Consider the following 24,034-nt stretch of genomic DNA (forward strand, 5'->3'; position numbering starts at 1 on the left):
GATGTCCGGTCCGGGTAGGCCGATTGAATCAAAGGGCCTATCATAGCCGAAGCAGTCAAGCTGCTGACAGCCGGGCACCGACAAACTGGCGCGATTTCTCGCAGCGTTTTGTCGCCAGCTGGCAAAATGGCCGCCGCGCGCCTTGTGTCGCCGCCGCCAGATCCTGCGTCAGGTACAGTACGCGACCTGTGCACCCTATTCTCGAATGCCTTGAAAGAGCGAATTTCAGCATGTCCAAAGTCAAACTGAGCACCAACCACGGCGACATCGTTCTGCAACTGAACGCCGAAAAAGCCCCGAAAACCGTCGAGAACTTCGTTCAGTACGTCAAGGACGGCCACTTCGACGGCACCGTGTTCCACCGTGTGATCAAGGGTTTCATGATCCAGGGCGGCGGCTTCGAGCCTGGCATGAACCAGAAGAAAACCCGCGCCAGCATCGAAAACGAAGCCGACAACGGCTTGAAGAACACCAAGTACAGCATCGCCATGGCCCGCACCATGGAGCCGCACTCGGCCTCGGCGCAGTTCTTCATCAACGCTTCCGACAACGACTTCCTCAACCACAGCGGCAAGAACGTGCAGGGCTGGGGCTACGCGGTATTCGGCGAAGTGACCGAAGGCCGTGAAGTGGTCGATGCCATCGAGAAAGTCGCCACCGGTTCCAAGGCTGGCCACCAGGACGTGCCGAAGGACGACGTGATCATCGAGAAAGCCGAGATCATTGAGTGATCCTGCTGATCTCCGATCTGCACCTGCAAGAAGAACGCCCGGACATTACCCGGGCGTTTCTAGATCTGCTCGATGGGCGGGCGCGGCACGCCAAGGCGCTGTACATCCTTGGCGACTTCTTCGAAGCCTGGATCGGCGACGATGCCATGACGCCCTTCCAGCAATCGATCTGTCAGGCACTGCGCACGCTGTCCGACAGCGGCACAGCCATCTACCTGATGCACGGCAACCGCGACTTTCTCATCGGGCAGGACTTCTGCAAGGCCGCTGGCTGCACCCTGCTGGCCGACCCCAGCGTGGTTGAGCTGGGCGGTGAGCCGGTACTGCTGATGCATGGCGACACCTTGTGCACCCGCGACGTCGCCTACATGAAGCTGCGCCGCTACCTGCGCAACCCGCTGAGCCTCTGGATCCTGCGTCACTTGCCGCTGTCCACGCGCCAGAAGCTGGCACGCAAGCTGCGCAGTGAAAGCCAGGCGCAGACGCGGATGAAGAACACCGAAATCGTCGATGTCACCCCCGACGAAGTGCCCAAGGTGATGAGCGAGCACAATGTGCGTACGCTGATCCACGGCCATACCCACCGCCCTGCCCTGCACAAGCTGGTGGTCGAAGGCCAGCCGGCGCGACGCATCGTACTGGGAGACTGGGATCGCCGAGGCTGGGCGCTGCAGGTGGACGACCAGGGCATGCACCTGGCGCCATTCGAATTTTCCTGATGTGCAGCGACCCTGAGGTGGTTTGCGCCACCGCAGGGCCACTGATTCCGCCTATTTTCCCGTGCTGACCAACGCCTGCTCATCCCGTTCGCGCACGACATACTGGCGATACTGAGGATCGGACGTGATCTGCGCCTCGGTAAACGGAATCGGCGCCAATTGCCCGGCAGCAAAGGCACGCGTCTGGTCGAAGGCATGCACCGAGGCCGACTCGCTCGACAGTGAAAACGCCAGCAGCCCCTGAGCCTGAGGCCCCTGTTCGGTGAAGCTGACCAGTTGCAGGTAGCTGGTACCGCTGACCACCAGACGCTTCCCTGCCCCATGGGGCACACTGACCATGGCGTTATAGATCCCCAGCTCCTGCGGGCCACCAGGCACCGGCGTGCCGTCCAGCGCCTGCTGGACCTGCCCCCACTGCTGTTCTTGCACCATGCCGCCTTCCTGAACCTGCGCCAACGAAGCCAGCGCCGCCTCGCGGAGCAGCTTGCGCACTGCCGCTTGCTCTACCGCAAGACCGCGCGGCGTGTGCTGCGGATCGGCCGGATCGAACGCCACACGCCAGATGTGTGGCTGGTCGCCCAGCGTCTCCATGATGTTGGCAAAATGCACAAGCCCCATGCCGCTATCAGTGCCGGCCTTGCCGTTCCAGGCCTTGAGGCTCGCGCACAGCGTCTGCAGCTCGCTTTCGGCACCTTTGCACCAGTCCAGCAGCGCTGGCAGCACCTGACTGGCCAGATACACCTCGTCGTCCATCACCATTCGCTGCAGCTCCGGCACACCGAGCTTGTCGCGGCCTTGCAGGCGCTGCAAGGCAAAGCGGGTGCGCATGCCCAAGGGCTGGTCTTCACGGCTGACCAGCGGCGAGAAGCCGGTCAGTGGCTGGGCCGGGTTGACCTGCCAGGCCGAGTCGTTGGAGTTCTGCACGAAGTCCCCGCGTTCAAGGCTTGGTTGCAGGCGCGCCGGAAAGATTCCAGGTTGTGCGGCATCGGCGTCGATCTTCCACTGGCATGCGCTGCGCGAACCATCCAGGACCACCAACGGCCCCGCCAGCGACGGGTCGCTGCACTGGGCAAGCAGGGCCTTGTCGACATACGGCACCACAGACTGATTCAGGTACAGCGCACGGCCACCGGCATCCACTGCCAGGGTATTGACCCAGGGAATACCCTGCAGCTTGGCCACCGAGGCCTTGAGGCCATCGATGTCCTTGGCGCGGTTGATCCCGTACCACTGCTCGAGCACTCGCGTGTTATCGAGATTGGCATCGCGCAGGCTGTAGGCATAGTGGCTATCCCAGTCCAGGCGCCCCGGCCACTGCACCACAGGTCCGAACTTCGAGACATGGACCTGGCGCTGCACCTGACTGAGCGTTCCATCTACCCCCCTCACCGCAACAGTGATGGTCTGCTGTTCGAGCGGCAGCGACTGGCCATCAAGCAGGTAGCGGGTGGGATCCTTCGGATCGAGCTGCAGGCGGTAGAGGGTGAAGTGCTTGGAGGTGTCGACCGTGTGGGTCCAGGCCAGGTCGCGGTTGAAGCCGATATTGATCACGGGCAACCCCGGCAGCGCCGCCCCCATGACATCGAGTTGCCCAGGAATGGTCAACTGCATCTGGTAGAACCGCAGGCCTCCCACCCAAGGGAAGTGCGGGTTGGCAAGCAACAAGCCGCGCCCATTGGCCGAACGCTGTGCACCGACGGCCACGGCGTTGCTGCCGCGCTCGCTGGCGAACGCCTGCTGACGCGCCAGGGCCACGCTGTAGTCGGCCTTGGGCCTGTGCATGGCAAGGCTCGGCGGCGTCGCCGCGACCACCGCTTCGGCGAACTGGCCGATGCCCCCTTCAGCCAGCAGTCGGCGGGTCAGCTTCACCAGGTCCAGGCTGGTGATTGGCCTGACCCAGTCGCCCGCCCCGCATTCCACCGGCAGCCCCTGGGCCTTGCGCTCGGCAAGCGCTCGGTTGTAGCCGGCAGCGTAGCCCTCCAGACGATCGCGAATTGACGCCGACTGCGCCTGGAGGAATCCGTTGACCGCCACATTGTCGTTCAGCCAGGTGAAGAACAGGTCGCTGTCGAGGTTGTCGCGCTGCTCGACCGTCTTGCCTTCGGCACCGAAATACTTCGACCGCTCACCATTGACCGTAAGCACTTCGCCAGCCAGCAGGCACAGGTTGTCCTGGGCGTAGGCGTAGCCGATGCCATAACCCAGGCCACGCTCGTCGCTGGCCAGGATGTGCGGCACACCGAAGCTGGTGCGACGGATCTGCGCCGAAGCATCGCCGGCAACTTCCCGCGCCTGCACGCCGGCGGCAGCGGTGGCGAGCACGATGGCCAGGCCAAGGCAGGACAAGGGACGCGATAGTGTGATCACGGGCACTCCTGGGGAATGAGAGGTCATCCCGATCAGACGAGCGGCCGGATGAAAATTTTACGTATTGCGCTGCGCGAGAACGTCTTGAAAAGGACGTGGCAGTTTTTTTTCAGCAAGAACTGCAGTTTTCCCGCGCTCATTCGTCCTAGTAGTTAGGTACTCATGATTTCGGGACAGTCCACGAAAAGGAGCATTCACATGTACAACCCGCAACTGCAGCCGCAGCGCCAGCACACCGCTGACCGTGCAACGCCGCAAGACAGCGCTGGCGCACAGGAACGGATCGGCAACGAACAGATCCGCGAGCTGCTGCGCGCCTACGGTCTGCGCACCAGCCTGATCCGCCTGAAGGTCATCGATGCGCTGCATTCGGCCGATCGCAGCGGGCGCAGCATCGGCGTGCGCGGGGTACATGCGCAGTTGGAGCAACTGGATATCCCGCTGTCATTCCTCAGTGTGCGCGAAGTGCTCAAGCGACTCTGCACCGAGGGCGTCATCAGCCTGGGCGATGACAAGTGCTACAGCCTCCAGCCCGCAGCCCGCGCCGTGCTGGAACAGAACGCCTTGCGCTGAATCCCGGGCCGGCCAGGACGGCCGGCTCGCCTGTCTCAGGACTTGACCTTGCGCCGCATGATGCCGTTGATCACCACGACGACCACGGCGATACCAATGGCCAAATACTGGAAGGTCTGCTCGCTGATCGTGCCCTGTTTCTGCAGATAGCTCAGGCCGAACATCACCCCCATCATCACCGCGATGATGAGAATCGAATATTTGAAGCGCTGCATGTGTGTCATCGGCAATTCCTTGGAACATCGGGGACAAAAAAGCTCGTCACGAGCCGGCCACATGATACATGGCCAAATCCAGGTGCGATGCATTTCCTGCTGAGCTTCACCGCTCAAGATTGAAAACATGGACGCCCGGCTCATGCCCTGGAGCACCCATGACAAGACCCTTCCTGCTTTGCACCCTGATAGTTGTCCCGCTCACCTTCGCCCACGCCATTGACACCAGCACCCTGCCCCGCGAACAGCTGCTCGAACTCGGCGCACGCCTCGAAGCCACCAGCAGTAACAACCAGTGGCAGCAACTGTGGCAGCAAGTGCGTGGCAGCGGCTTGCTGCAGGCGCAGCCAGGCCAGTTGCACTTCGTCCTCCAACCCTCGGAACTGCCGGTCCTGGCCAGGTTGACCCTGGCACAGGCGCAGCAGGTGGAGGCGTTCGCCAGCACCCATGCGCGCTACCGCCGGGTATTCAGCCCGCAAGTCATAGGCTATCGCGGCGGCCAGGCGCTCGAAGCGCTGTGCGTGGACGTGGACTGGCGCGCACTCCCCGCCGGCGCGGTAGACAACCCTCAGCACTATCTGGGCGTGGTAAGCCTGCGTAAAGCCTATCCCTGTGAATGAAATGGGTGGGCACACCCTTGGAGCACAACCAAAAACTCGATCGCGATAGATCAAGACCTACAGCGAAATCATGGATCAACTTCCTACGTAAAAGCTCGCCTCTGCCTGCAAGAGACGCGCTACTGAAACTACAAAGCATGGGCCACTTGGCGCCTAGGAATGACTGGGAGGGGTGGCTGAGAATCTCTGCACACCAACCGTGCAGGCTTCAAAGACAAAAGGAAATCGCATATGGAACTGCCAGATCTGACTGCAATCGATGTCACTCTATTACCCCATTCGCGGCAATCACTGATCGAGTGCGTCGGCCTTGAAAATGCTTACCGGCTGACGTGCGCCTACGGTGGCCGCCCCAAGTACATCCCCAAACATCGGGACCGTACACGGCTGGCCGAGCTGTTGCCGGCAGAAGCACTGGACGCACTGATCAAGCGCTACGCTGGTGTCGCACTGGAGATCCCCAAGGCCGATCACTTCCAGCGCCAGTTGCGCAATCTGCAAATTCAGAAAGAAAGCGCCAGCGGGCTGTCGCGCAGCCTGCTCGCAGACAAGTACGGACTGAGCCTGCGTCAGATTGGCAACATCCGGCGCCAAGACAATCACCCCCACTGAAAACAGACCTGAACGGTCACCACCCACCAAGGAGTAATGCCTATGTCCATTGACAGCAGCCTGATCGGCTCCGTCATCAACTCTCTGCCCATGGACCGAATGATCGCCGGCCCCTTGCAGGCCATGGTCCAGGCGCAGGTCACCGCGAGCAAGTCATACGCCGACTTCCTCATGAATGTCTGCATCCAGGACGGCAAGGCAGTCGCCATCCAGTTCGACTACGACGAAACCGTCGTCGGTGAGGATGGCGAGTACAAAGGCGTCGTTGCCAAGAGCATGAAGGTGCCGCTGCTGGCGGCCATCACCCACCCGAACATTGCCATCGACGAGGGCAAGATCGAGTTCGAGATGACCATCAACCAGATGGCCGAGGATCGATCCGCCAAGGATATGGAAGGCAGCATGGAGGCCTCGCTCGGTTGGGGACCTTTCAAGCTGAATGTGAAAGGCAGTGTAAGCCACAAGTCGGAACAAACCCGCAAGACCGATACCCGAGCGCGCTATGCCTTCAACACCACCGTGCGCCGCCAGGAACCACCGGAAGCCCTCATGCGCGTGATGGAATTCCTCACCGATGCCGCAACCAAACCTACCGTGCTCGCCAGCGCAGAACTGCGCAGTACCGACAACATCTCCAGCGAAGATACCCTGCCCGGCGCAGAGAAACCCTCCGCAACGCCATGATGCCCAGCGCCGTGCCCCGTCCCCACCTGCCGCAGGTCTCCGCCCGGACACCTGCGGCATCAGCACTGGAGACCGATGATTGGATCAGCCCTGCGAACACCCTCAACCGACGCCCATGACTTCCACCGACCTGCGCGACATCACGCGCGGACTCCAGGAAGCCGCCGCGGCAACCAATACTCTGATTGCCCAACAGTACCTCAGACTCTTCGATCAGTTCTTCGACGTGGACGCCGAGCAGCCCGGCATGCCGATGCGTGCCAAGATGGTCGAAGTGGCGATGGACGACACGCACACCCTGCGCATCCCACTGATTGCCCTGGTGTCTGCCAAGGGCCTGGCCCTGGAGCGCATGCAGGTCGACCTGTCGGTTCACGTGAAGAACGCACAGGCCCGCCAGGAAGTGCTGCAGCAGGCGAACGAGACCACTTCGTGCTCGCACTTCAAAGTCACCGTGGGCGCCCAGGCGCGCCGTGGCGAAGGACGCGACCCCGACGAAGTACAGATCCGCATGCAGTTCCAGGCCTGCGAGCCGCCCGAAGCGATCAACCGGCTGATCGAGGAGTACACCAACCTGATCCTGCCTCTGCGCACACCGCCCAAACCCACCCCGGAGCCGGGCGCGGACAGCAACCAGTTCATAGAAGCCGCCACTGTCCGCCGAGCGGGTCAGAAGTCGCGTTTGTAGAAGATGTCCAGCGAGCTCGCCAGCCCGCTGGCGGCCTCCAGATAGACCTTCTTGCTCAGTTTGTACCGCAGTGCAATGGTGTTGGCCGGCTCGAACACACCGACCCCATAACGCAGGCTGAGGCGCTCGGTCAGGTTGCCGCTGGCCACCACGTTGGTCTTGTTGCCCGAACCTTCGGTATCGAGTTGGAAATCATCGATCCCCAGGCTCGAGGCCAGGCTGCCGGTAATCCCGGCGCTCCCGGCAAGGCCCAGGCCCAAGGCCGCTTCAGCCAGCATGTTGTTATCCTCGCCCGAGTTGCCCAGGGGACGTCCCAGCACGAGATACGACAACGCCTGCTCCTGGCTCATGGCCGGCTCCGAGAACACTTGGGTGGTCGGCTGCTCGGCACTGCCGCTCAGGCGAATACCCGCGATGACGTCGTCGACCTTGCGAATCGCTTCGATGTCCAGGTATGGCTGATCGAGGGGGCCTGCGAACAGCAGGCGCGCACGGCGAATGGTCAGGCGCTGGCCATAGGCCCGATAGCGACCGTCGGCCAGGCTCAGCTCACCACGCGTATCCAGGTTGTCACCGATGTGCACATGGCCCAGCAGATTGGCGGTCAGGCCGAAGCCGCTGAACGACAACTTGTCACGACCGACTTCGACATCGATGTCCATCGCGACCGCCATCGGCGGCGTGCCCTGTTCGGTCTGGTGGCCGACAATTACCGTGTCGTCGGAGACCTTCACCGTCGAAGGCGGCAGCTCGCGGACGGTGATCTTGCCCTTGGGTACCTGCACCTTGCCGGTCACTGCCAGCTTGTCGCCGGACAGACGAATGTTGAGATCCGGCGCAATCTCCAGAGCGGCATAGGGTTCAACGTTGACCGGAAGCTGCTGGCCCTGCAAACGCAAGTCGACAGCCAACGCCTGCCCCCAGGCCAACTCGCCGGTCAATTGCCCGCGACCGACCTCGCCACTTCGCCAATCACCGCTGATCCGTACCTGCTCCCCGGCGACGAGCGCACGCAGCGACAGGTCTTCCAGGCTGACCGGCAACTCGGCGCCACTGACATGCCCGCCGCTAAGCACCAGGTTGCCGTTGATCTGTGGCGCCAGCAAGGTACCTGACAAGCGCCCGTCTCCGTTGAGTTGCCCAGCCAGGCGCTCGACCATTGGCACGAAAGGCCGGGCGATCGACAGATCCAGCCCGGAAAGGCGAAACTCGCCAGAAAGCGGTTTGTCCCGGCCCAAGGGATCGATGCGTGTCGACAGGTTCAACTCACCCAACCGGTCGCCACGAAACGCCAGCGACGTGTCAACCCGCCGCGGAGCCAAGGTACTGTCCAGGCGGAGCGTCTGGTAGGGGAAGTCGATCCAGCGCCCTTTATCGCGGACCCGCAGCGTGCCGCCGCTGGCGTCGATGCGCACCGTGCCTTTGGGGCCGCTGGCCGGCATATCCAGGTTGATGTCGGCATTGAGCATGCCTTGCCAGGCGAAATCCTTCGGCAGCCACTGGGCCAGGCTGTCGATCGGGAACTGCTTGAGGTGGTAGCGCAAGCGTGGATCCGGCGCCAGGCGCTGATCCTCGCCACACAGGCTGGCAGCGCCAGAGCGCCAGCAATGTGCACCGAAGTCGAGCTGGCCGTTGGCCAGGCGTTGCAGGCGTGCGGGGGCTTGCAATTGCCAGTCCTGACCGCCCGCCTGGATACGCCCGCTGGCCAGGCGGCCACGCCAATCACCTTTACCGAGCGTGCCATCCAGTGCAAGGTCGAGCTTGAGCTGGGGTCCATTCAGCGCCACTGTCAGCGCCTGCTGACGGATATCACCTTTGCCCGTGGCATCAAGATTGCCCAAGGCGGTTTCACCCAGGCGGATATTGCCCACCTTGAGGGTGATCAGCCCACGCTGAGCGCTGTCCAGGCGTGCGTCGAGATCCAGACGCTGTATGCGGTTGTCAGCCTGGGCCAGCTGTTGCCCCTGAAGACTAAAGACACCCTGCGGCGCGGCCAGCGTGCCAGCAAGGTCGAGGCGGCCTTTGACCTGCCCCTGCAAACGCGGCCAGAGCTGGCCGAGGCGCGGCAGGTCGAGGTCGATGCGACCGGCCAGGCGCTGCTGCAGGCTGCCACTGCCGTTGATCCGGTTGTCGCCCAACTGGATCGCCAGCGCACCGAGCGTCCACGCCTCACCTGCACCTTTGGCATCAGCCTTAAGCACCGCCGGCTGGCCACGCAGGCGCCCCTTGAGGTCAAGTTGGGCCTCGAGCTGCAGACGCTCGCGCTTCAATTCGCCCTTGCTGCGCAAGGGACCTGCCAAAGTGCCCGGCAGCTCCGCCAGCCAATAGGCGGGGTCGAGCGCCGACAATTGCAGATCGACATCCCAGGTAATCGCGTCGGCAAAGCCCAGCGTCACGGCTCCCGACGCCTTGCCCTGGCCAGCAAGCAGTGCCAGCTGTGGCAGGCGCACCTGGGTCAGGTCGCCAGCGAACGGACTGGCCAGGCTGAACGCACCGGCCGGGCCATCGAGATCTCCCTTGAAATCACCGTTGTAGGTGCCGTCACGATAGTGCACCTGGGCATTGAAACGCTTGAGCGTAACTTGCGGTGCTTCGTCCATCGGGTACAGGCGCAGCCAGGGAAAGTCGAGCCAGTCGATCCTGGCATCGGCCGTCAGCCCTTGCTGCCAGTCGGCACTGGCCTGCAGCGCGAGTCGCTGTGTCTCACTGGCCGTGAGATCCAGTGTCTCGAGCCGGGCACCCTTGGCATCGACCTTGCCATTCAGGGCCAGGGCAATTGGCCCCTGCTCGGCCGGAAGGCTGGCCGTGCCCTTGAGCAGGTATCCCTTGAGCAGGTCACCCTTGGCCTGAAGGTTGACCTGGTTCAGTTGCAGCGGATCAGGTAACGAGGCAGATGGACGGAACGCTTGCGCGCGGATCTGCAGTGTCGCGGGCAGGTGATCGGCCAGCGCCTGCAGCTCACCCTCGAGCTGAGCCTCAAGGTAACCCGTGCTGGTGCCCTCGAGGGTCAAGGTCTTCTGCAGGTCGCCTTTGGCATTGAGCACCAATTGCCAGGCCTGACCATCCACTGCCGGCAACTGCAGCGTGGCATCGGCCTGAAGCGGCCAATCTCCCTGGGGCAGCAGGCTGCCCTGCAGGCTCAGGTGCAGGTCGTCACGCTGCAATTGCAGGGCGTCGATACGCAGGCCTTCGGTCGTCCAGTGGGCGGCCAGTTGCAGGTCGCCGAGCAGGTCGCTGCCATCCAGGCGTAATTGACCGACCTTGACCTCACCCAGCTCGATGGCGATCGGCAAACGCAACTCAGGCAGTTGCAACGGCCCGGTGTCCGGCTGCGACTCACTCGCAGCGAACGCCATGTCGATACGTTCGGCCTGCAACCGCTGCACGCACAGCGTGGCGCGCAACAGGCACGACGGCGACCATTGCAGTTGCGGTGCCTGCAGCTCGACCCGACTGCCATCCTGGGCCCAGACCAGGTGAGCAGCCTGCCACTGGCCTCCCAGTCGGCCCTGGAAGTCCTCGACCTCAAGCCCCGGTACCAGGCCCAGAACCCAGCGGCTGCCCGCTTGCGTTCCCAGTACCAGCGTTGCGCAAAGCCCCACCAGCAGCAACAAGCCCAATACGATCGACAACGCAGGTTTGAGCAGACGCATCACAGTTCAGGCCCCATGGAGAAATGCAGCCGGATACCACCGTCATCATCCAGCGCGCGCGCCAGGTCCACGCGCAGCGGCCCGACCGGCGAAACCCAGCGCACGCCGATGCCGACGCCAGTCTTGAGGCTGGGCAGTTCCAGCGAATTGAACGAGTTGCCCTGGTCGATGAAGGTCGCCACGCGCCATTTCTCCGTGAGCGAATACTGGTACTCGGCACTGCCGGCCACCAGGTAGCGGCCACCGATACGGTCGCCCTTGTTGTTCTTCGGCGACAGCGTCTGGTAGTCATAGCCCCTTACGCTCTGGTCGCCACCGGCGAAGAAGCGTAGTGAGGGCGGGACGTTCTGCTGGTAGCCGTTGGTAGCGCTGCCACCGAACTGCACGCGCCCGAGGAAGCGATGGTTTTGCCCCAGGGTGGTGAGGCCCTTGAGCAGGACATTGCCATGCACCAGGTTGGTGTCCGAGCCCAGCCCTTCCTTGGCTGCCTGCAGGTCGAACTGCAGGCGATAGCCATTGTGCGGGTCGATGCGGTTGTCACTGCGCAAGTAGGAAAAACTCACGCCAGGCATCAGCAGGTTGCTCAGCCCGGAATCGTCACCCAGGCGGTACTCCTCGCGCTGGTACTTCAGCGAGATCACCCGCTGCCAGCCGCTGGGCAATTTGCTGTGCCATTCGGGGCCGACGGTCAGCAGTTTGCTGAGGGTGTCGGTGCCGGAGATCTCTTCGTTCTGGTAACCACCGGCAAAACGCAGCTTGTCGGTCAGCGGAGGGTCCAGGGGGATGTCATACCACAGGCCGACGTTCTGCCGAGGCGCCGAGAGCTCGGTCTCCCAACCATAACTGTGGCCCTGGGGGTTGACCCAGTGCCGCGTCCAGTTGGCCTTGCCCCGTGGCCCCACGTCGGTCGAGAAGCCCAGGCCCAGCCCCAGCGTTCGCGGCTTGCGGGTGTCCAGGCGCACGTCCACTGGCACGACGTCATCGACCGCCGCGGTCGGCGCCGCATCGACCCGTACCCCGTCGAAATAGCCGCTGGACTGCAGGTCGTTGTTCAGCTCGGCCACCAGCTCGGAGTCGTAGGGCGTTCCTGGCTTGAAGCCGACCATGCGTTGCAGCAGGTCGTCGTCCAGTGGTGCGTCGCCGCCGAAGGTCACCTTGCCCAGGCGATAACGCGGACCACTCTGGTACACCAGTTCGATATCCGCGACGCCCGCTTGCGGGTCTACCGCCAGGCGCTGACGGGAAAAACGCCCGTCGAAAAAGCCATAGCGCGAAGCCTGGTTCTGGATCAGCCGCTTGGCGTCCTCGTAGACACCATGGTTGAGCTGTTCGCCCTGGCGCAATGCCTTGCTGTCGGGAATGCGAAAGGCCTTCATCTCGCTCGCCGGGCCTTCGATGCGCACGGTCACATTGCGCAGGCGCACCGGCTCGCCCGGGTCGACCCGAATGATCAGTTGTACGGGTTGATCGGCCTTGCTCGGCGGCTTGACCTGCGTGTCGATCTGCGCCTGGTAGTAGCCCAGCGCCTGGGCCGCCTTGCGCGCCTGCTCCTCGGCGCCCCGGCTGAACCGCAGCAAGGCCTCCTCGTCGCGATCGCCCAGGCTGCCGATGTAGCCTTCGATATTGGCCTGCAGCGCCTTGTTGGACGGTTTGACCCGTACCAGCAGTTCGCTCTGGCCCCATGCTGTGCAGCTGGCGGCGAGCAACAGCACGCCCCAACCGAGTCTTCCTGAATACGTCATGCGGGGCATGCTACCAGAGCGAAGCGGCAGCGTAAGCTGCGGGTAGTTGCGATCAAGCAATTGCTGGATTAGAGGACAGCGGATTCGGATGAAAGAATACCCTCTCGCGGATTGGTCCGATCGCGACCTCGCCAATCTCCTGATAGCCCTGGCGCTCGTAAAACGCTAGGTAATGGACATTGCCAGTGTCCAGTATCACGCCCTGGGTATCCGGATCGTCGGCGCACCAGTCGTGTACTGCCTGTAACAATTGCTCACCATAATGCCGCCCCTGGAACTGCGGGTGCACCCCCAGCAGAGGCAGCACGTGGACCTGCTGGCTCGGCATGCACGCGGCCAGTGCCGCTTGGTACTCGAGGTAACGACGCGTGCAGCGCCTGCCCGCGCCCAACAGCATGCGCAGGCGCCAGGCCCAACTGTCGGCCACCCCCAGGCGACGTTGCGGCGGCACGATCAGCGCCGCACCGACCAGGCGATCGTCGACCAGCACACCGATTGCCGGCAACTGCAGGTAGAAATGCTGGCGCACCCATTCGCGCACCATCACTCGCAAGCGTCGCTCATAACCCCTGCGCTGTGCATCGAACAGGTAGGCAAAGGTCGGCTCGTGGCGATAGGCATGGTAGAGCAGCGAACGCACTTCGCGGCTGTAGCCATCGTCGAGCAGGCTGATATGCGCCGGGGCGTCGGACATTGCGATGATCCTCCTGGAATGTACGTATCAGAGCCTTGGAGGTGTCCTGCCGCACATCGTTCCCCCACCAGCACGTTAGCAGCGCGCCCCCCGCGCTGCCACGCTGGTGATGACGGCCGATGTCAGCTAGCATCCGAAGCTTTTACCAGGATCGGCTTTCCATGAAGATCGTCTCGTTCAACATCAATGGCCTGCGCGCCCGCCCGCACCAGCTGGCTGCGCTGATCGAGAAGCACCAGCCAGACGTTATCGGCCTGCAGGAAACCAAGGTCAGTGACGATCAGTTCCCGCTGGCCGAAGTACAGGCCTTGGGCTATCACGTACATTTCCATGGCCAGAAGGGTCACTACGGGGTTGCCCTGCTCTCGCGCCAGGCGCCACTGTCGCTGGTCAAGGGCTTCAGTACCGATGAAGAGGACGCCCAACGCCGCTTCATCTGGGGCACCTTCGCCGATGCCGACGGCACGCCGATCACCATCATGAACGGCTACTTTCCCCAGGGCGAAAGCCGCGACCACCCTACCAAGTTCCCGGCCAAGCAACGCTTCTACAGCGACCTGCAGGCCCTGCTCGAAGACCAGTTCCGCAATGACCAGCCATTGGTGGTGATGGGCGATGTGAACATCTCGCCCCAGGATTGCGACATCGGCATCGGCGCCGACAACGCCAAGCGCTGGCTCAAGACCGGCAAGTGCAGCTTCCTGCCCGAAGAGCGTGAGTGGATGGAACGCCTCAAGGGCTGGGGCCTGGTGGACAGCTTCCGTCACCTGCACCCGGAAGTGGCAGACCGTTTCAGCTGGTTCGACTACCGCAGCCGCGGTTTCGAGGACGAACCCAAGCGCGGCCTGCGCATCGACCTGATCATGGCGTCGCAGGCACTGCTTCCACGCCTGAAGGCGGCAGGCGTGGACTACGAACTGCGGGCGATGGAGAAACCTTCGGACCACGCCCCCATCTGGCTGGAACTGGCCTGACCAGGCTCAACCGCGCAGGAACGCCTCGACCGCCTGCGCGGCGCTCACCGGGTCTTCCTGCATGAAGCAATGCCCACCCGCCACCTGCCGCTCGCTGACATTGGCATTGAGCCCCACCAGGCGCCGCACCGAATGCGGCACGAACGGGTAGGTGGTTTCACCATGCAGGATCAGCGTCGGGGTGGTGATGCGCTGCAGGCTTGGCCACATCCGCGCCGGGAACGAACTGAAGATCTCCACCTCGCGGCTGGGCCGGCACTTGAGCACCAAACCTTCGCCGCAATCGCCGATGGCATGGCCGATATATGCGTGAAGCGCCGCATCACTCCACCCCTTGAAGATGCCCCGCCCCTGCAGCGACGCCAGCGCCGCCTCGCGGTCCGGCCAATAGCTGCGCCGGGTTGCGGCCTTGCGCGCCAGGGCATGGCGCTGGTGCAGGCCCACCAGTGCCGCTGCGCCCATCACCCCGATCATGCGGCGACTGAACAACACCGGGTCGAGCAGTACTGCACGCTCGAACAACCCAGGCCTGCTGGCGAGAATCAGCCCGGTCAGCACCCCACCAAAACTGTGTCCGAGCGCATGGCGCGGCACATCGCCAAACACCTGGCGTCCCGCCTCGAATGCTTCCAAGACCAACTCCGCAGTGCGGTTCCAGCCACGAAAGGCGCCGCCGTGATCGCTGTCGCCGTGCCCCTGGACGTCGCACAACCACAGGTCGAAGTGCTCCCCCAGGCGCATCAGCATGGGCTCGTACGCCAGGCAGCAGAAACCGTTGCCGTGCAAGAAATGCAGCAACGGCTTGCCGCTCGGCTCGGAATGCCAGCCGCGTAGCGTGAAACCTTCCGAGCAATCATGGGACCAGGGAATCAGCTGCATCGTGTACCGCACTCATCGAACTAGGAAAACGACGATTCTACAAACAGCAGCGGATACAACGAAATCACCAGCAGCAAGGCCATCAGGACATTGAACAGCATCAGCCAGCGAGGATTTTGCAGAAGGTTGCGCAAGGCGCTGCCAAACATGACCCAGATCCCCACGCTCGGCAGGTTGACCAGGGCGAACAGCGCGGCGATGACGATGACGTTGAGCACATAGCCCTGGGCTGGGGTGTAGGTCGTGATCGCACCGACCGCCATGACCCAGGCCTTCGGATTGACCCACTGGAAAGCAGCCGCGCCCCAGAAGCTCAGGGGCTTGCGCGTCCCTGCGGCGTCCCCGGAGACCGGCCCGGAAGTGGCGATCTTCCATGCCAGGTACAGCAGGTAGGCAGCCCCCACGTAGCGCAGGATGCTGTACAGCGGCGGCCAGGCCTTGAACAGTTCGCCCAGCCCGAACCCCACGCCCAGCACCATCAGCATGAAGCCGATGCTGATGCCCATCGCATGGGGGATCGAACGGCGCACACCGAAGTTGACGCCGGACGCTAGCAACATGGTGTTGTTCGGCCCTGGGGTGATCGAAGAAACGAAGGCAAACAGGATGAATGCGGTGAGCAGATCGTATGAGCCGAGCATGGCAGGGACTTCCGTAAGGTACTGATTATCGTGTCCTGCCACACTAGCGGAACCCCTCTCGCGCAGACCGGTACAGTTACCTTAAATTACACCTATACACATCACTGTACCGCCGCAGAGGGATCGAAGATCTCTTCGATACTCAACTCGAAAACGCCGGCAATGCTGAAGGCCAGCGGCAGGCTGGGATCGTAGCGGCCGGTCTCGATGGCATTGACAGTCTGGCGCGAAACACCGAGTCGCTCGGCCAGTTCGGCCTGCGACCAGCCACGCCCACTTCGCAATTCACGGATGCGGTTGTTCAACGGTAACGCCTCACCCCGATGAAGGTCCCCAGCGCCCACAACGGCCCCATCAGGCTCCAGACCATGAACATCGACAAACGTGGGAAGCCTGCGGTCTCCAGAAAACCGTAGCTGAAGGTCAACAGCGCCGTCGCGACGAATGCCAGCCCCAACGCCTCCAGTTGGATGCGCCGGACCATTTCATCGAGGCTGCGCAGTTGCTGCACCACAGCCCAGGCCATACCGATCATGGCCGGCACCGGCACCAGCGCCACCAGGGTCTTGGCAACCCCTGGCGCCATGGACGCGAGGAAATGGCTGCTGACCAGCACACAGGCCATATAGGCGACGAGGAACAGGACGAATGAAATCACATGACGTTTGTGCAGCATGCCAACAGCCTCGGATGTAAAGTGTGTTTTACATTGAGGGCGAGGCCGCGCACAATGTCAAGCTTGCTTTACATCTCGGCAAGCCGGCCCTGGCCCATTACCATGGTGCCCGCCAACCACAAGGAAGCCTTCATGAGTCTGACCATTCGCCCTGCCCGCCGCACCGACGCCGCCCAGATCCTCGCCTTCATCACCGAGCTTGCCGACTACGAGCGCGCCCGCCACGAAGTGGTAGCGACCCTGGCTGATATCGAGCACAGCCTGTTCGATGAAGGCAGCACCGTGCACAGCCTGATGTGCGAGCGCGACGGCACGGCCATCGGCTTTGCCGTGTACTTCTATAGCTACTCAACCTGGCTGGGCCGCAACGGCATTTACCTCGAAGACCTGTACATCACCCCCGAACAACGCGGCGGCGGTGCTGGTCGCCAGGTACTGCGGCACATCGCTCGCGAGGCCGTAGCCAGAGGGTGCGGGCGCCTGGAATGGAGCGTACTGGACTGGAATGAACCGGCTATCGGTTTTTACCAGGCGCTGGGCGCAGAAGCGCAAGATGAATGGGTACGTTATCGCCTGGATGGCGAGCGCCTGAAGGCATTCGCACAGGGGTAAGCCGCGCCCGACCACACGACTGTGTCAAAAGTGTTACCCGGCCCCGTCCACCCAGCAAAAAGTCGGGTAACACGGAAACAATTCGAGAGATTTTCAGGTCGTGAAAAATCGCCTCAAATCTCTAAGCCATTGATTTTAATGGATATTGAAAAGTTGGCACGGCATCTGCTTTATCTCTGGCACAACAAAAATAAAAAAACGTGACACCCCAATAAAAACAACATGCACCGGCTCTGACATAACAAGAACAACACGGCAGAGGCGCAGCAAGCAGATTTTTTTGGAGTAGACACGCGTTCCGGGGTTCGTCCCCGCGACCTGACGCAGAACAACAAAACTACCTTGAGGTAGCGACTGTCAGGATCGGATCAGCAATGATGAAGGCAGGTCAGCGCCCAAAAAAATACGTTTGCTCTTGGCCCCGGATAGGGGCCCGGTTACACCGAAACAGGCTGACAAAAACAACAACAGGCCGGTTTTCAATAATAAAAAGAGCAGGCAACAACGCTTTGAGGGGAGCTTCGGCTCCCCTCAGTGCTTTGTGTTTTCCTCATTATTCGCCTCACCACCCTCCCCCTCGACCTTCTCCACCAGCACCGGCATGCTGCTCAACACCAGCAACGCCAGCACCGTGCTGACCAACGCCGTCGCCTCGCGCCCCATGCCCGCCGCCGTGCCGATCGCCGCCGTCATCCACAGGCCTGCCGCCGTCGTCAGCCCCTTGACGTGATTGGTGTCCTGGGCATGGCCCTTGAGAATGGTGCCCGCGCCGAGAAAACCGATCCCAGCGACGATCCCCTGTATCACCCGGCCCAGCGCCTGTGCATCGGCACCGGCCATGCTCGGTGCCAGCACAAACAGGGCTGCACCCATGGACACCAGCATGTGTGTCCGCACCCCGGCCGACTTGCCCTTGTGCTCGCGCTCGAAACCCAACACCGCGCCAAGCACCGCCGCCATCAGCAGACGCACAAGAATCCGCGTCACCTCGCCTTCATCGGTGATGTCGGTGAACTCTACCCGTATCGCTTGCCAGACGTTCTGCCACCAGGAATCCATGGGCTTCTCCACACCAGCGCCTCGTGGCGTATTGAAAGGTGGACCGCGACAGTTGCCCGGAGTGCGGCGGCATCCGCCCGGCGGAACGATGCAGCAACCCGATGACCGCTGTGGTCCCACCAGTAACCACCTGCGGAGGGTCCCGCCATGCCGGTAGAAATCGACGAAAGCAACCAACGCTGCACACTGATCGGCGACACATTGCGCATCGAAGGCCTGGGGCCGGAGATCGAGATCTTCACCGATGAGCACTTGCGCATGTCGGTGGCGGTGCTTGCTGGAGAACGCATACCGATCACCGAAGCCGAAGCCGACGCCCTGACCGTGATCGGTGCGGTGGATAGTCGCAGACATCTCAAGAGCAGTGCCCCAGGCTCTGTAATCTGAGGCCTGCAAGGGATCTCTCGCTCATCTGATATGGTTTTTATCACTCCACCTGAGCCTGTGCTGTAAACAGATCGGGGGCCATAGTGCCCGGGCCTGATCGAGGCCTGATGAGCGAACCACCATGAGCGAGAGAATCCCCTTCCGAATCATCCAGATCGAGCCTGCGGCCAACAGCCCCAAGCGCCAAGCAAACGGGCGCATCCACACCCGCAGCTTCACAGGCCTGTACCGCAATCTGCGAATTGGCTTCGCCGGCCTGCTGTTCGTATTGTTCTTCGGCACGGCCTGGCTGAACTGGAACGGCCGCCAGGCCGTGCTCTGGGACCTTGCCGACAGCAGGTTCCATATCTTTGCCGCGACCTTCTGGCCGCAAGACTTCATCCTGTTGTCGGCACTGCTGATCATCTGCGCGTTCGGCTTGTTCGCCATCACCGTCTTCGCCGGGCGGGTGTGGTGCGGCTACAGTTGCCCGCAGAGCGTCTGGACCTGGCTGTTCATGTGGTGCGAAAAAGTCACCGAAGGCGACCGCAACCAGCGCATCCGCCTGGCCGCCGCGCCCTGGAGCCTCGACAAGCTCGTCCGCCGCAGCCTCAAGCACGGGTTGTGGCTGGCCATCGGCGTGATCACCGGCCTCACCTTCGTCGGCTACTTCACCCCCATCCGCCCGCTGGCCCAGGAGTTGCTGACCCTGCAATTGGGCGGCGTCGCGTTGTTCTGGGTGGTTTTCTTCACTGTCGCCACCTACCTGAACGCCGGTTGGCTGCGCGAAGCGGTGTGCATGCACATGTGCCCCTATGCGCGCTTTCAGAGCGTGATGTTCGACAAGGACACCCTGGCCGTGGCCTACGATCCACGTCGTGGTGAAACCCGTGGCCCACGCAAGAAAGGCAGCGATCGCCAGGCACAGCACCTGGGCGACTGCATCGACTGCACCCTGTGCGTGCAGGTCTGCCCCACCGGCATCGACATCCGCGACGGCCTGCAGATCGAATGTATCGGCTGCGCCGCGTGCATCGACGCCTGCGACGGGGTCATGGACAAGATGGGCTACCCCCGCGGGCTGATCGGCTACAAGTCCGAACACAACCTGCAAGGCGGCCGCACCCACTGGCTGAGACCGCGCCTGCTGGGTTACGCCACGGCCTTGGTGGTCATGATCGGTGCCTTGGTGATTGCCTTGCAGATGCGCCCCATGGTGTCGCTGGACGTCATCAAGGACCGCGGCCTGTTCCGCGAGAACGCCCAGGGCCAGATCGAGAACATCTACCTGCTAAAGATCATCAACAAGACCCAGCAGCCCCAGCACTATCAACTGCGTCTGGTCGACGCCGAAGGCTTCGTGCTGCACGGCAAGCAAGCGGTGTTCATTCCCGCCGGAGAAATGAGCGAGCTGCCGGTATCGGTGGCGATGCTCGCCGATCGCCCGACGAGCAGCTCGGTAGACCTCACGTTCGAAGTACAGGACAGCGACCAGCCGCAGGTGTATAGCCGTGCACGCAGCCGTTTCGTCGCGCCACTGAACCGCTGATCCCTTACACTGCCTTCAACCTTGCCTGCCAGGCCGAAAAAAGCACAACGATGAAACGTTACGAACGATTCGCCGACGATATCGCCGAACTGATCCGCTCCGGGGTGCTTGGCCCCGGACAGCGTGTACCCTCGGTACGCTACGCCAGCCAGACCCACGGGGTCAGCCCCTCCACGGTGTTCCAGGCCTACTACCTGCTCGAGCGCCGCGGGCTGATTCGTGCCCGGCCGCGTTCGGGTTACTTCGTCAATATCCACGCACCTCGCCAGTTCAGCGAACCACAGGCACAGGCACCGGTCAGTGAATCCACCGATGTCGACGTCAGTGCCCTGGTGTTTTCCATCCTTGATTCGATCAAGGACCCCCATACCGTCCCCTTCGGCTCGGCCTTCCCCAGCCCCACCCTGTTCCCGCTGCAGCGCCTGGCCCGCTCGCTGGCCAGCGCCAGCCGCGCCATGGACCCACGCGTGGTGGTCACCGACCTGTCACCGGGCAACCCGCAGTTGCGCCGCCAGATCGCCCTGCGCTACATGGTTGGCGGCCTGATGCTGCCGATGGAAGAGCTGCTGATCACCAATGGCGCGCTGGAGGCCCTCAACCTGTGCCTGCAGGCCGTCACGGAGCCTGGCGACCTGGTTGCCATCGAAGCCCCGGCCTTCTATGTGTGCCTGCAGGTACTCGAACGCCTGAAGCTCAAGGCCGTGGAAATTCCCGTGCACCCACGTGAAGGCATGGACCTGGGGGTACTAGCACAAACCCTGGAGAAGCACCCGGTCAAGGCCGTATGGTCGATGACCAACTTCCAGAACCCGGTCGGTGCGAGCATGCCCGAGGCGAAAAAGCAGGCACTGGTCGAACTCTTGCACCGCCACCAGGTGCCACTGATCGAGGACGACGTCTACGCCGAGCTGTATTACGCCCAGCAAGCGCCCAAGCCGGCCAAGGCCTTCGACCGCGACGGGCTGGTAATGCACTGCGGCTCGTTCTCCAAGAGCCTGGCGCCCGGCTACCGAGTGGGCTGGGTCGCCGCCGGGCGTTTTGCGCAGAAGATCGAGCGGCTCAAGCTGATGACATCGCTGTGCGCCTCGATGCCGGCCCAGGCCGCCATCGCCGACTACCTGCAACATGGCGGCTACGACCGCCACCTGCGCAAGCTGCGCTATGCCCTGGAAGGCCAGCAGGCCAGCATGCTCGCCGCCATCGCCCGCCACTTCCCGGCGCAGACACGGGTCAGCCAGCCCGCCGGCGGCTACTTCCTGTGGCTGGAACTGCCCGAGCAGATGGATGCGCTCAAGCTCTTCCACATGGCCCTGGCGCAAGGCATCAGCATCGCACCAGGGCCTATCTTCTCGCCGACCCGGCGCTTCGGTAACTGCATCAGGCTGAACTACGGCAGCCCGTGGAACGACGCCACGGAGACTGCAATGGAGACACTGGGGCGTATCGTACGCTCGTTTTGAACGATCAGCCGCTATAGTGAGGCTAATCTGCCCAAGGATGAGCATGCGATGGACGATCCCACCCAACTGCGCCAACAGATCCTGGCCTTGCAGCAGCGCAACGGCGAGCTGGAAAACAGGCTGGCGCAGCAAGCCGAAATGTCGCCCTTGAACAACGTCCTGATGCGCCGGGTGCACGAGCAACTGGAGCAGCGCTTCGACCAGACCCTGGCCGAACGCCGGCTGTTCATCGAGCTGGTCGATCACAGCCTGGCCAATGTCTTCGTCATCGCTCCGGACCTGCGCCTGCAAGCGATCAACCGTACCGCCCGCCAGACATTCCAACGCCTGCATGGCTTCTGCCCGAGGATTGGCGATCGCATCGACGAGTCACTCGCAGGCCTGGAACAACCGCTCCACTGCCTGCTGCCGCTGGTTACCCGAGCGCTGGCGGGTGAAACCCTGATCGAGAGCGTCGCCTTCGACGGGCCACCCTATCGGCGCTACTACGAGCTACGGATCACCCCGCTACGCAGCGACGACAACCCACTACTGTGCGCCTGTCTGTTCGCCTACGACATCACCGAGCGCACGCTCGAACAGGAGCGCCTGTACGAAGCCGAGCAGGCGTTGCGCCAGGCGCAGAAAATGGAAGCGGTTGGCCAGCTCACCGGCGGCATCGCCCACGACTTCAATAACCTGCTGGGCGGCATTTTCGGTGCTCTGGAGCTCGCCAAGCCACGCTTGGGCGGGCCGCATAACGATGAGGTGAGCCGCCTGTTCGACATCATCGAACAAAATGCATCCAAGGCCGCGTCATTGGTGCAGCGTCTGCTGGCCTTCTCGCGCCGACAGACACTGCTGCCCCGCGCCACCGACATCCAGCAACTGGTCGGCGACATGCTTGCGCTGCTGCAGAGCTCGCTGCGCTCGGACATCCAGCTCATCGACCGCACAGCCTCACAGTTGTGGCCAACCTGCATCGACCCCTCGCAACTGGAAAGCGCGCTGCTGAACCTGTGCCTCAACGCCCGCGAAGCCATGCCCCACGGTGGCACCCTGCAGATCCATTGCGAAAACCTGGAGATGGCCCCGGCGCAAGCGCAGCGCCTGGGGCTCGCTGCGGGCCAATACCTGCACTTGCGTGTCGAGGACGACGGCCAGGGCATGCCTGCGGATGTCGCGCAACGGGCCATCGAACCCTTCTACACCACCAAGCCACTGGGCCAGGGCACCGGCCTTGGGCTGTCCATGGTGTACGGATTCGTGCGTCAGTCAGGTGGGCAGATGCACCTCGATTCGATCCCGGGCAGCGGCACCTGCGTCCACCTTTACCTGCCCAGGGCTGAAACCCTGCAAGCCCACGAACCGCAGCGCCTGTCGCCCCCGCCAAATGCGCAGTCGATCCTGCTGGTCGAAGATCAAGCGGCGATGAGGCTGGTCATCAGCGAGCTGTTGAGCGAGGCAGGCTATGACGTACACGCCTTTGCCAGCCCCGATCGAGCGCTTGCCGCCCTGCGCAAGGGGCTGCGCCCGCACCTGCTGGTCGGTGGCACCGCCTTGTCGGACAGCCCGAAGGGCCAGCAACTGATAGAAATGAATGTGGCCTTGACGCCTGGCTGCACGACCTTGCTCATCAACGGCTATGCCACGCAAACACAGGCAGCCCATGACGGTCTGCCCGCGAACACCGAAGTCATTTCCAACCCGTTCGAGTTGAAAACACTGCTCGAACGGGTGACGAACATCCTGGCTTGAGGCTCAGCGCCCGCCCCCCAGATCAAGGAAACTGCCGGTGGAATAGGACGCCTTGTCCGACAGCAACCAGAGGATAGCCTCCGCCACCTCCTCCGGCTGCCCGCCACGTCCCATGGGCAGGCCAGGTTCGAGCTTGCTGACCCGCTGGGCATCACCGCTCAGGGCGTGAAAGTCGGTATGGATGTAGCCAGGACGCACGCCGTTGACCCGCACACCCTCGCCCGCCACTTCCTTGGCGAGCCCAAGGGTGAAGGTATCCAGCGCGCCCTTGGAGGCGGCATAGTCTACGTACTCGTTGGGCGAACCCAGGCGTGCAGCCACCGACGACACGTTGACGATCGCACCACCCTGCCCGCCATGGCGGCGCGACATGCGCAGCAAGGCATGCTTGGCGCAGAGCATCGGGCCGACCACGTTGGTTTTCATCAGCTTGAGCAGGCGGAACTCGGACATCTCGTCGACCCGGCTTTGGGTCGCGATGGTCCCGGCGTTATTGACCAACGCCGTGACAGTGCCGAGCTCCTGGTCGATCCGCTGGAACACCTGGATCACCTCATCCTCGACGCTGGCATCGGCTCGCACGGCGATGGCCTGGGCGCCCAGCGCCCGAACCTCGTCCAGGATGCGTTCGGCAGCGTGATCGTCGGCGTGGTAATTGATGCAGATGCGATAGCCCTGTTGCGCCGCCAACCGCGCGGTCGCGGCACCGATACCGCGGCTGGCGCCAGTGATGAGAATGACCTTGTCCATGAAACTGCCACTGTCGAGGGAATAGACCTACAA

At 62.8% G+C, this 24,034-nt stretch carries 24 protein-coding genes; 13 read left to right on the top strand and 11 right to left on the bottom strand.

Annotated features, from left to right (window positions below):
* Positions 1-230 precede the first annotated feature (230 nt).
* Complete coding sequence (locus HU729_RS00540) at positions 231-731, top strand: peptidylprolyl isomerase (RefSeq protein ID WP_186664009.1); 501 nt, start codon at positions 231-233, stop codon at positions 729-731.
* Entirely contained in the window at positions 728-1,450 is a 723-nt protein-coding gene (locus tag HU729_RS00545) for a UDP-2,3-diacylglucosamine diphosphatase (RefSeq protein WP_186664007.1), read from the top strand. Before HU729_RS00540 ends, HU729_RS00545 begins: the two co-directional genes overlap by 4 nt.
* Before the next feature lie 51 nt (positions 1,451-1,501).
* Here the strand turns inward: HU729_RS00545 and HU729_RS00550 are convergent, their stop codons facing one another.
* Positions 1,502-3,817, bottom strand: coding sequence for an acylase (locus HU729_RS00550; protein WP_346655277.1), 2,316 nt, complete (start codon positions 3,815-3,817; stop codon positions 1,502-1,504).
* Between the two features lie 198 nt (positions 3,818-4,015).
* On the opposite strand from HU729_RS00550, the gene HU729_RS00555 reads away from it, so the two are divergent.
* Positions 4,016-4,390, top strand: coding sequence for a fe2+ zn2+ uptake regulation protein (locus tag HU729_RS00555; RefSeq protein ID WP_238348266.1), 375 nt, complete (start codon positions 4,016-4,018; stop codon positions 4,388-4,390).
* A gap of 35 nt (positions 4,391-4,425) precedes the next feature.
* Here HU729_RS00555 and HU729_RS00560 read toward each other — a convergent pair whose 3' ends face one another.
* A complete protein-coding gene (locus HU729_RS00560) occupies positions 4,426-4,614 on the bottom strand; it encodes a hypothetical protein (protein WP_186665399.1) in 189 nt (62 codons plus the stop codon).
* Between the two features lie 149 nt (positions 4,615-4,763).
* Between HU729_RS00560 and HU729_RS00565 the strand changes: the two genes are divergently transcribed.
* The 4 genes from HU729_RS00565 to HU729_RS00580 all read left to right on the top strand — a co-directional run bounded on the left by HU729_RS00565 (position 4,764) and on the right by HU729_RS00580 (position 7,209).
* Positions 4,764-5,225, top strand: coding sequence for a hypothetical protein (locus HU729_RS00565; protein WP_186664001.1), 462 nt, complete (start codon positions 4,764-4,766; stop codon positions 5,223-5,225).
* A gap of 231 nt (positions 5,226-5,456) precedes the next feature.
* Entirely contained in the window at positions 5,457-5,837 is a 381-nt protein-coding gene (locus HU729_RS00570) for a Mor transcription activator family protein (RefSeq protein ID WP_186707825.1), read from the top strand.
* Positions 5,838-5,879: 42 nt separating this feature from the next.
* Positions 5,880-6,521 carry a DUF2589 domain-containing protein gene (locus HU729_RS00575; protein WP_186663997.1) on the top strand — a complete coding sequence of 214 codons (642 nt, stop codon included), beginning with the start codon at positions 5,880-5,882 and terminating at the stop codon, positions 6,519-6,521.
* A 115-nt stretch (positions 6,522-6,636) separates the two neighbouring features.
* Entirely contained in the window at positions 6,637-7,209 is a 573-nt protein-coding gene (locus tag HU729_RS00580) for a DUF2589 domain-containing protein (protein ID WP_186663995.1), read from the top strand.
* Here HU729_RS00580 and HU729_RS00585 read toward each other — a convergent pair.
* Genes HU729_RS00585 through HU729_RS00595 form a run of 3 tightly spaced genes read right to left on the bottom strand, consistent with a single transcriptional unit; the run spans position 7,191 to position 13,298 of the window.
* Entirely contained in the window at positions 7,191-10,862 is a 3,672-nt protein-coding gene (locus HU729_RS00585) for a translocation/assembly module TamB domain-containing protein (RefSeq protein ID WP_186707827.1), read from the bottom strand. The genes HU729_RS00580 and HU729_RS00585 overlap by 19 nt on opposite strands.
* Positions 10,862-12,604 carry an autotransporter assembly complex family protein gene (locus HU729_RS00590; protein WP_186707829.1) on the bottom strand — a complete coding sequence of 581 codons (1,743 nt, stop codon included), beginning with the start codon at positions 12,602-12,604 and terminating at the stop codon, positions 10,862-10,864. Before HU729_RS00590 ends, HU729_RS00585 begins: the two co-directional genes overlap by 1 nt.
* Positions 12,605-12,656: 52 nt before the next feature.
* Entirely contained in the window at positions 12,657-13,298 is a 642-nt protein-coding gene (locus tag HU729_RS00595; protein ID WP_186663989.1) for a GNAT family N-acetyltransferase, read from the bottom strand.
* Between the two features lie 161 nt (positions 13,299-13,459).
* Between HU729_RS00595 and xthA the strand changes: the two genes are divergently transcribed.
* Positions 13,460-14,272 carry an exodeoxyribonuclease III gene (xthA, locus tag HU729_RS00600; protein ID WP_186663987.1) on the top strand — a complete coding sequence of 271 codons (813 nt, stop codon included), beginning with the start codon at positions 13,460-13,462 and terminating at the stop codon, positions 14,270-14,272.
* 6 nt (positions 14,273-14,278) lie between these two features.
* On the opposite strand, the gene HU729_RS00605 is transcribed toward xthA, so the two are convergent.
* From HU729_RS00605 to HU729_RS00620, 4 genes are all read right to left on the bottom strand, one after another.
* A complete protein-coding gene (locus HU729_RS00605; protein ID WP_186707831.1) occupies positions 14,279-15,151 on the bottom strand; it encodes an alpha/beta hydrolase in 873 nt (290 codons plus the stop codon).
* Positions 15,152-15,171: 20 nt separating this feature from the next.
* Positions 15,172-15,792, bottom strand: coding sequence for a LysE family translocator (locus HU729_RS00610; protein ID WP_186663983.1), 621 nt, complete (start codon positions 15,790-15,792; stop codon positions 15,172-15,174).
* Positions 15,793-15,893: 101 nt separating this feature from the next.
* Entirely contained in the window at positions 15,894-16,097 is a 204-nt protein-coding gene (locus HU729_RS00615; RefSeq protein ID WP_054891534.1) for a helix-turn-helix transcriptional regulator, read from the bottom strand.
* Entirely contained in the window at positions 16,094-16,468 is a 375-nt protein-coding gene (locus tag HU729_RS00620) for a hypothetical protein (RefSeq protein ID WP_153772723.1), read from the bottom strand. Before HU729_RS00620 ends, HU729_RS00615 begins: the two co-directional genes overlap by 4 nt.
* Positions 16,469-16,600: 132 nt before the next feature.
* Here HU729_RS00620 and HU729_RS00625 point away from each other — a divergent pair, with 132 nt between their 5' ends.
* On the top strand, positions 16,601-17,080 hold the full coding sequence (locus HU729_RS00625) for a GNAT family N-acetyltransferase (protein WP_186663981.1): 480 nt from the start codon (positions 16,601-16,603) through the stop codon (positions 17,078-17,080).
* Positions 17,081-17,611: 531 nt separating this feature from the next.
* Here HU729_RS00625 and HU729_RS00630 read toward each other — a convergent pair.
* A complete protein-coding gene (locus tag HU729_RS00630; RefSeq protein ID WP_186707833.1) occupies positions 17,612-18,139 on the bottom strand; it encodes an MgtC/SapB family protein in 528 nt (175 codons plus the stop codon).
* Between the two features lie 147 nt (positions 18,140-18,286).
* Between HU729_RS00630 and HU729_RS00635 the strand changes: the two genes are divergently transcribed.
* The 4 genes from HU729_RS00635 (at position 18,287) to HU729_RS00650 (ending at position 23,251) form a co-directional block, all read left to right on the top strand.
* On the top strand, positions 18,287-18,526 hold the full coding sequence (locus tag HU729_RS00635; protein WP_186707834.1) for a DUF3203 family protein: 240 nt from the start codon (positions 18,287-18,289) through the stop codon (positions 18,524-18,526).
* A 121-nt stretch (positions 18,527-18,647) separates the two neighbouring features.
* Positions 18,648-20,054: a cytochrome c oxidase accessory protein CcoG gene (ccoG, locus tag HU729_RS00640; RefSeq protein ID WP_186707836.1), complete on the top strand. Its 1,407-nt coding sequence runs from the start codon at positions 18,648-18,650 to the stop codon at positions 20,052-20,054.
* A 50-nt stretch (positions 20,055-20,104) separates the two neighbouring features.
* Positions 20,105-21,514, top strand: a complete 1,410-nt coding sequence (gene mapR / locus HU729_RS00645) for a GntR family transcriptional regulator MpaR (RefSeq protein WP_186707838.1) — start codon at positions 20,105-20,107, stop codon at positions 21,512-21,514.
* A gap of 48 nt (positions 21,515-21,562) precedes the next feature.
* On the top strand, positions 21,563-23,251 hold the full coding sequence (locus HU729_RS00650) for an ATP-binding protein (protein WP_186707840.1): 1,689 nt from the start codon (positions 21,563-21,565) through the stop codon (positions 23,249-23,251).
* Positions 23,252-23,254: 3 nt separating this feature from the next.
* Here the strand turns inward: HU729_RS00650 and HU729_RS00655 are convergent, their stop codons facing one another.
* Positions 23,255-24,001, bottom strand: a complete 747-nt coding sequence (locus tag HU729_RS00655) for an SDR family oxidoreductase (RefSeq protein ID WP_186707842.1) — start codon at positions 23,999-24,001, stop codon at positions 23,255-23,257.
* Positions 24,002-24,034: the final 33 nt, after the last annotated feature.

This window comes from Pseudomonas sp. RW10S2 (assembly GCF_014268985.1).
Lineage (GTDB): Bacteria > Pseudomonadota > Gammaproteobacteria > Pseudomonadales > Pseudomonadaceae > Aquipseudomonas > Aquipseudomonas wayambapalatensis.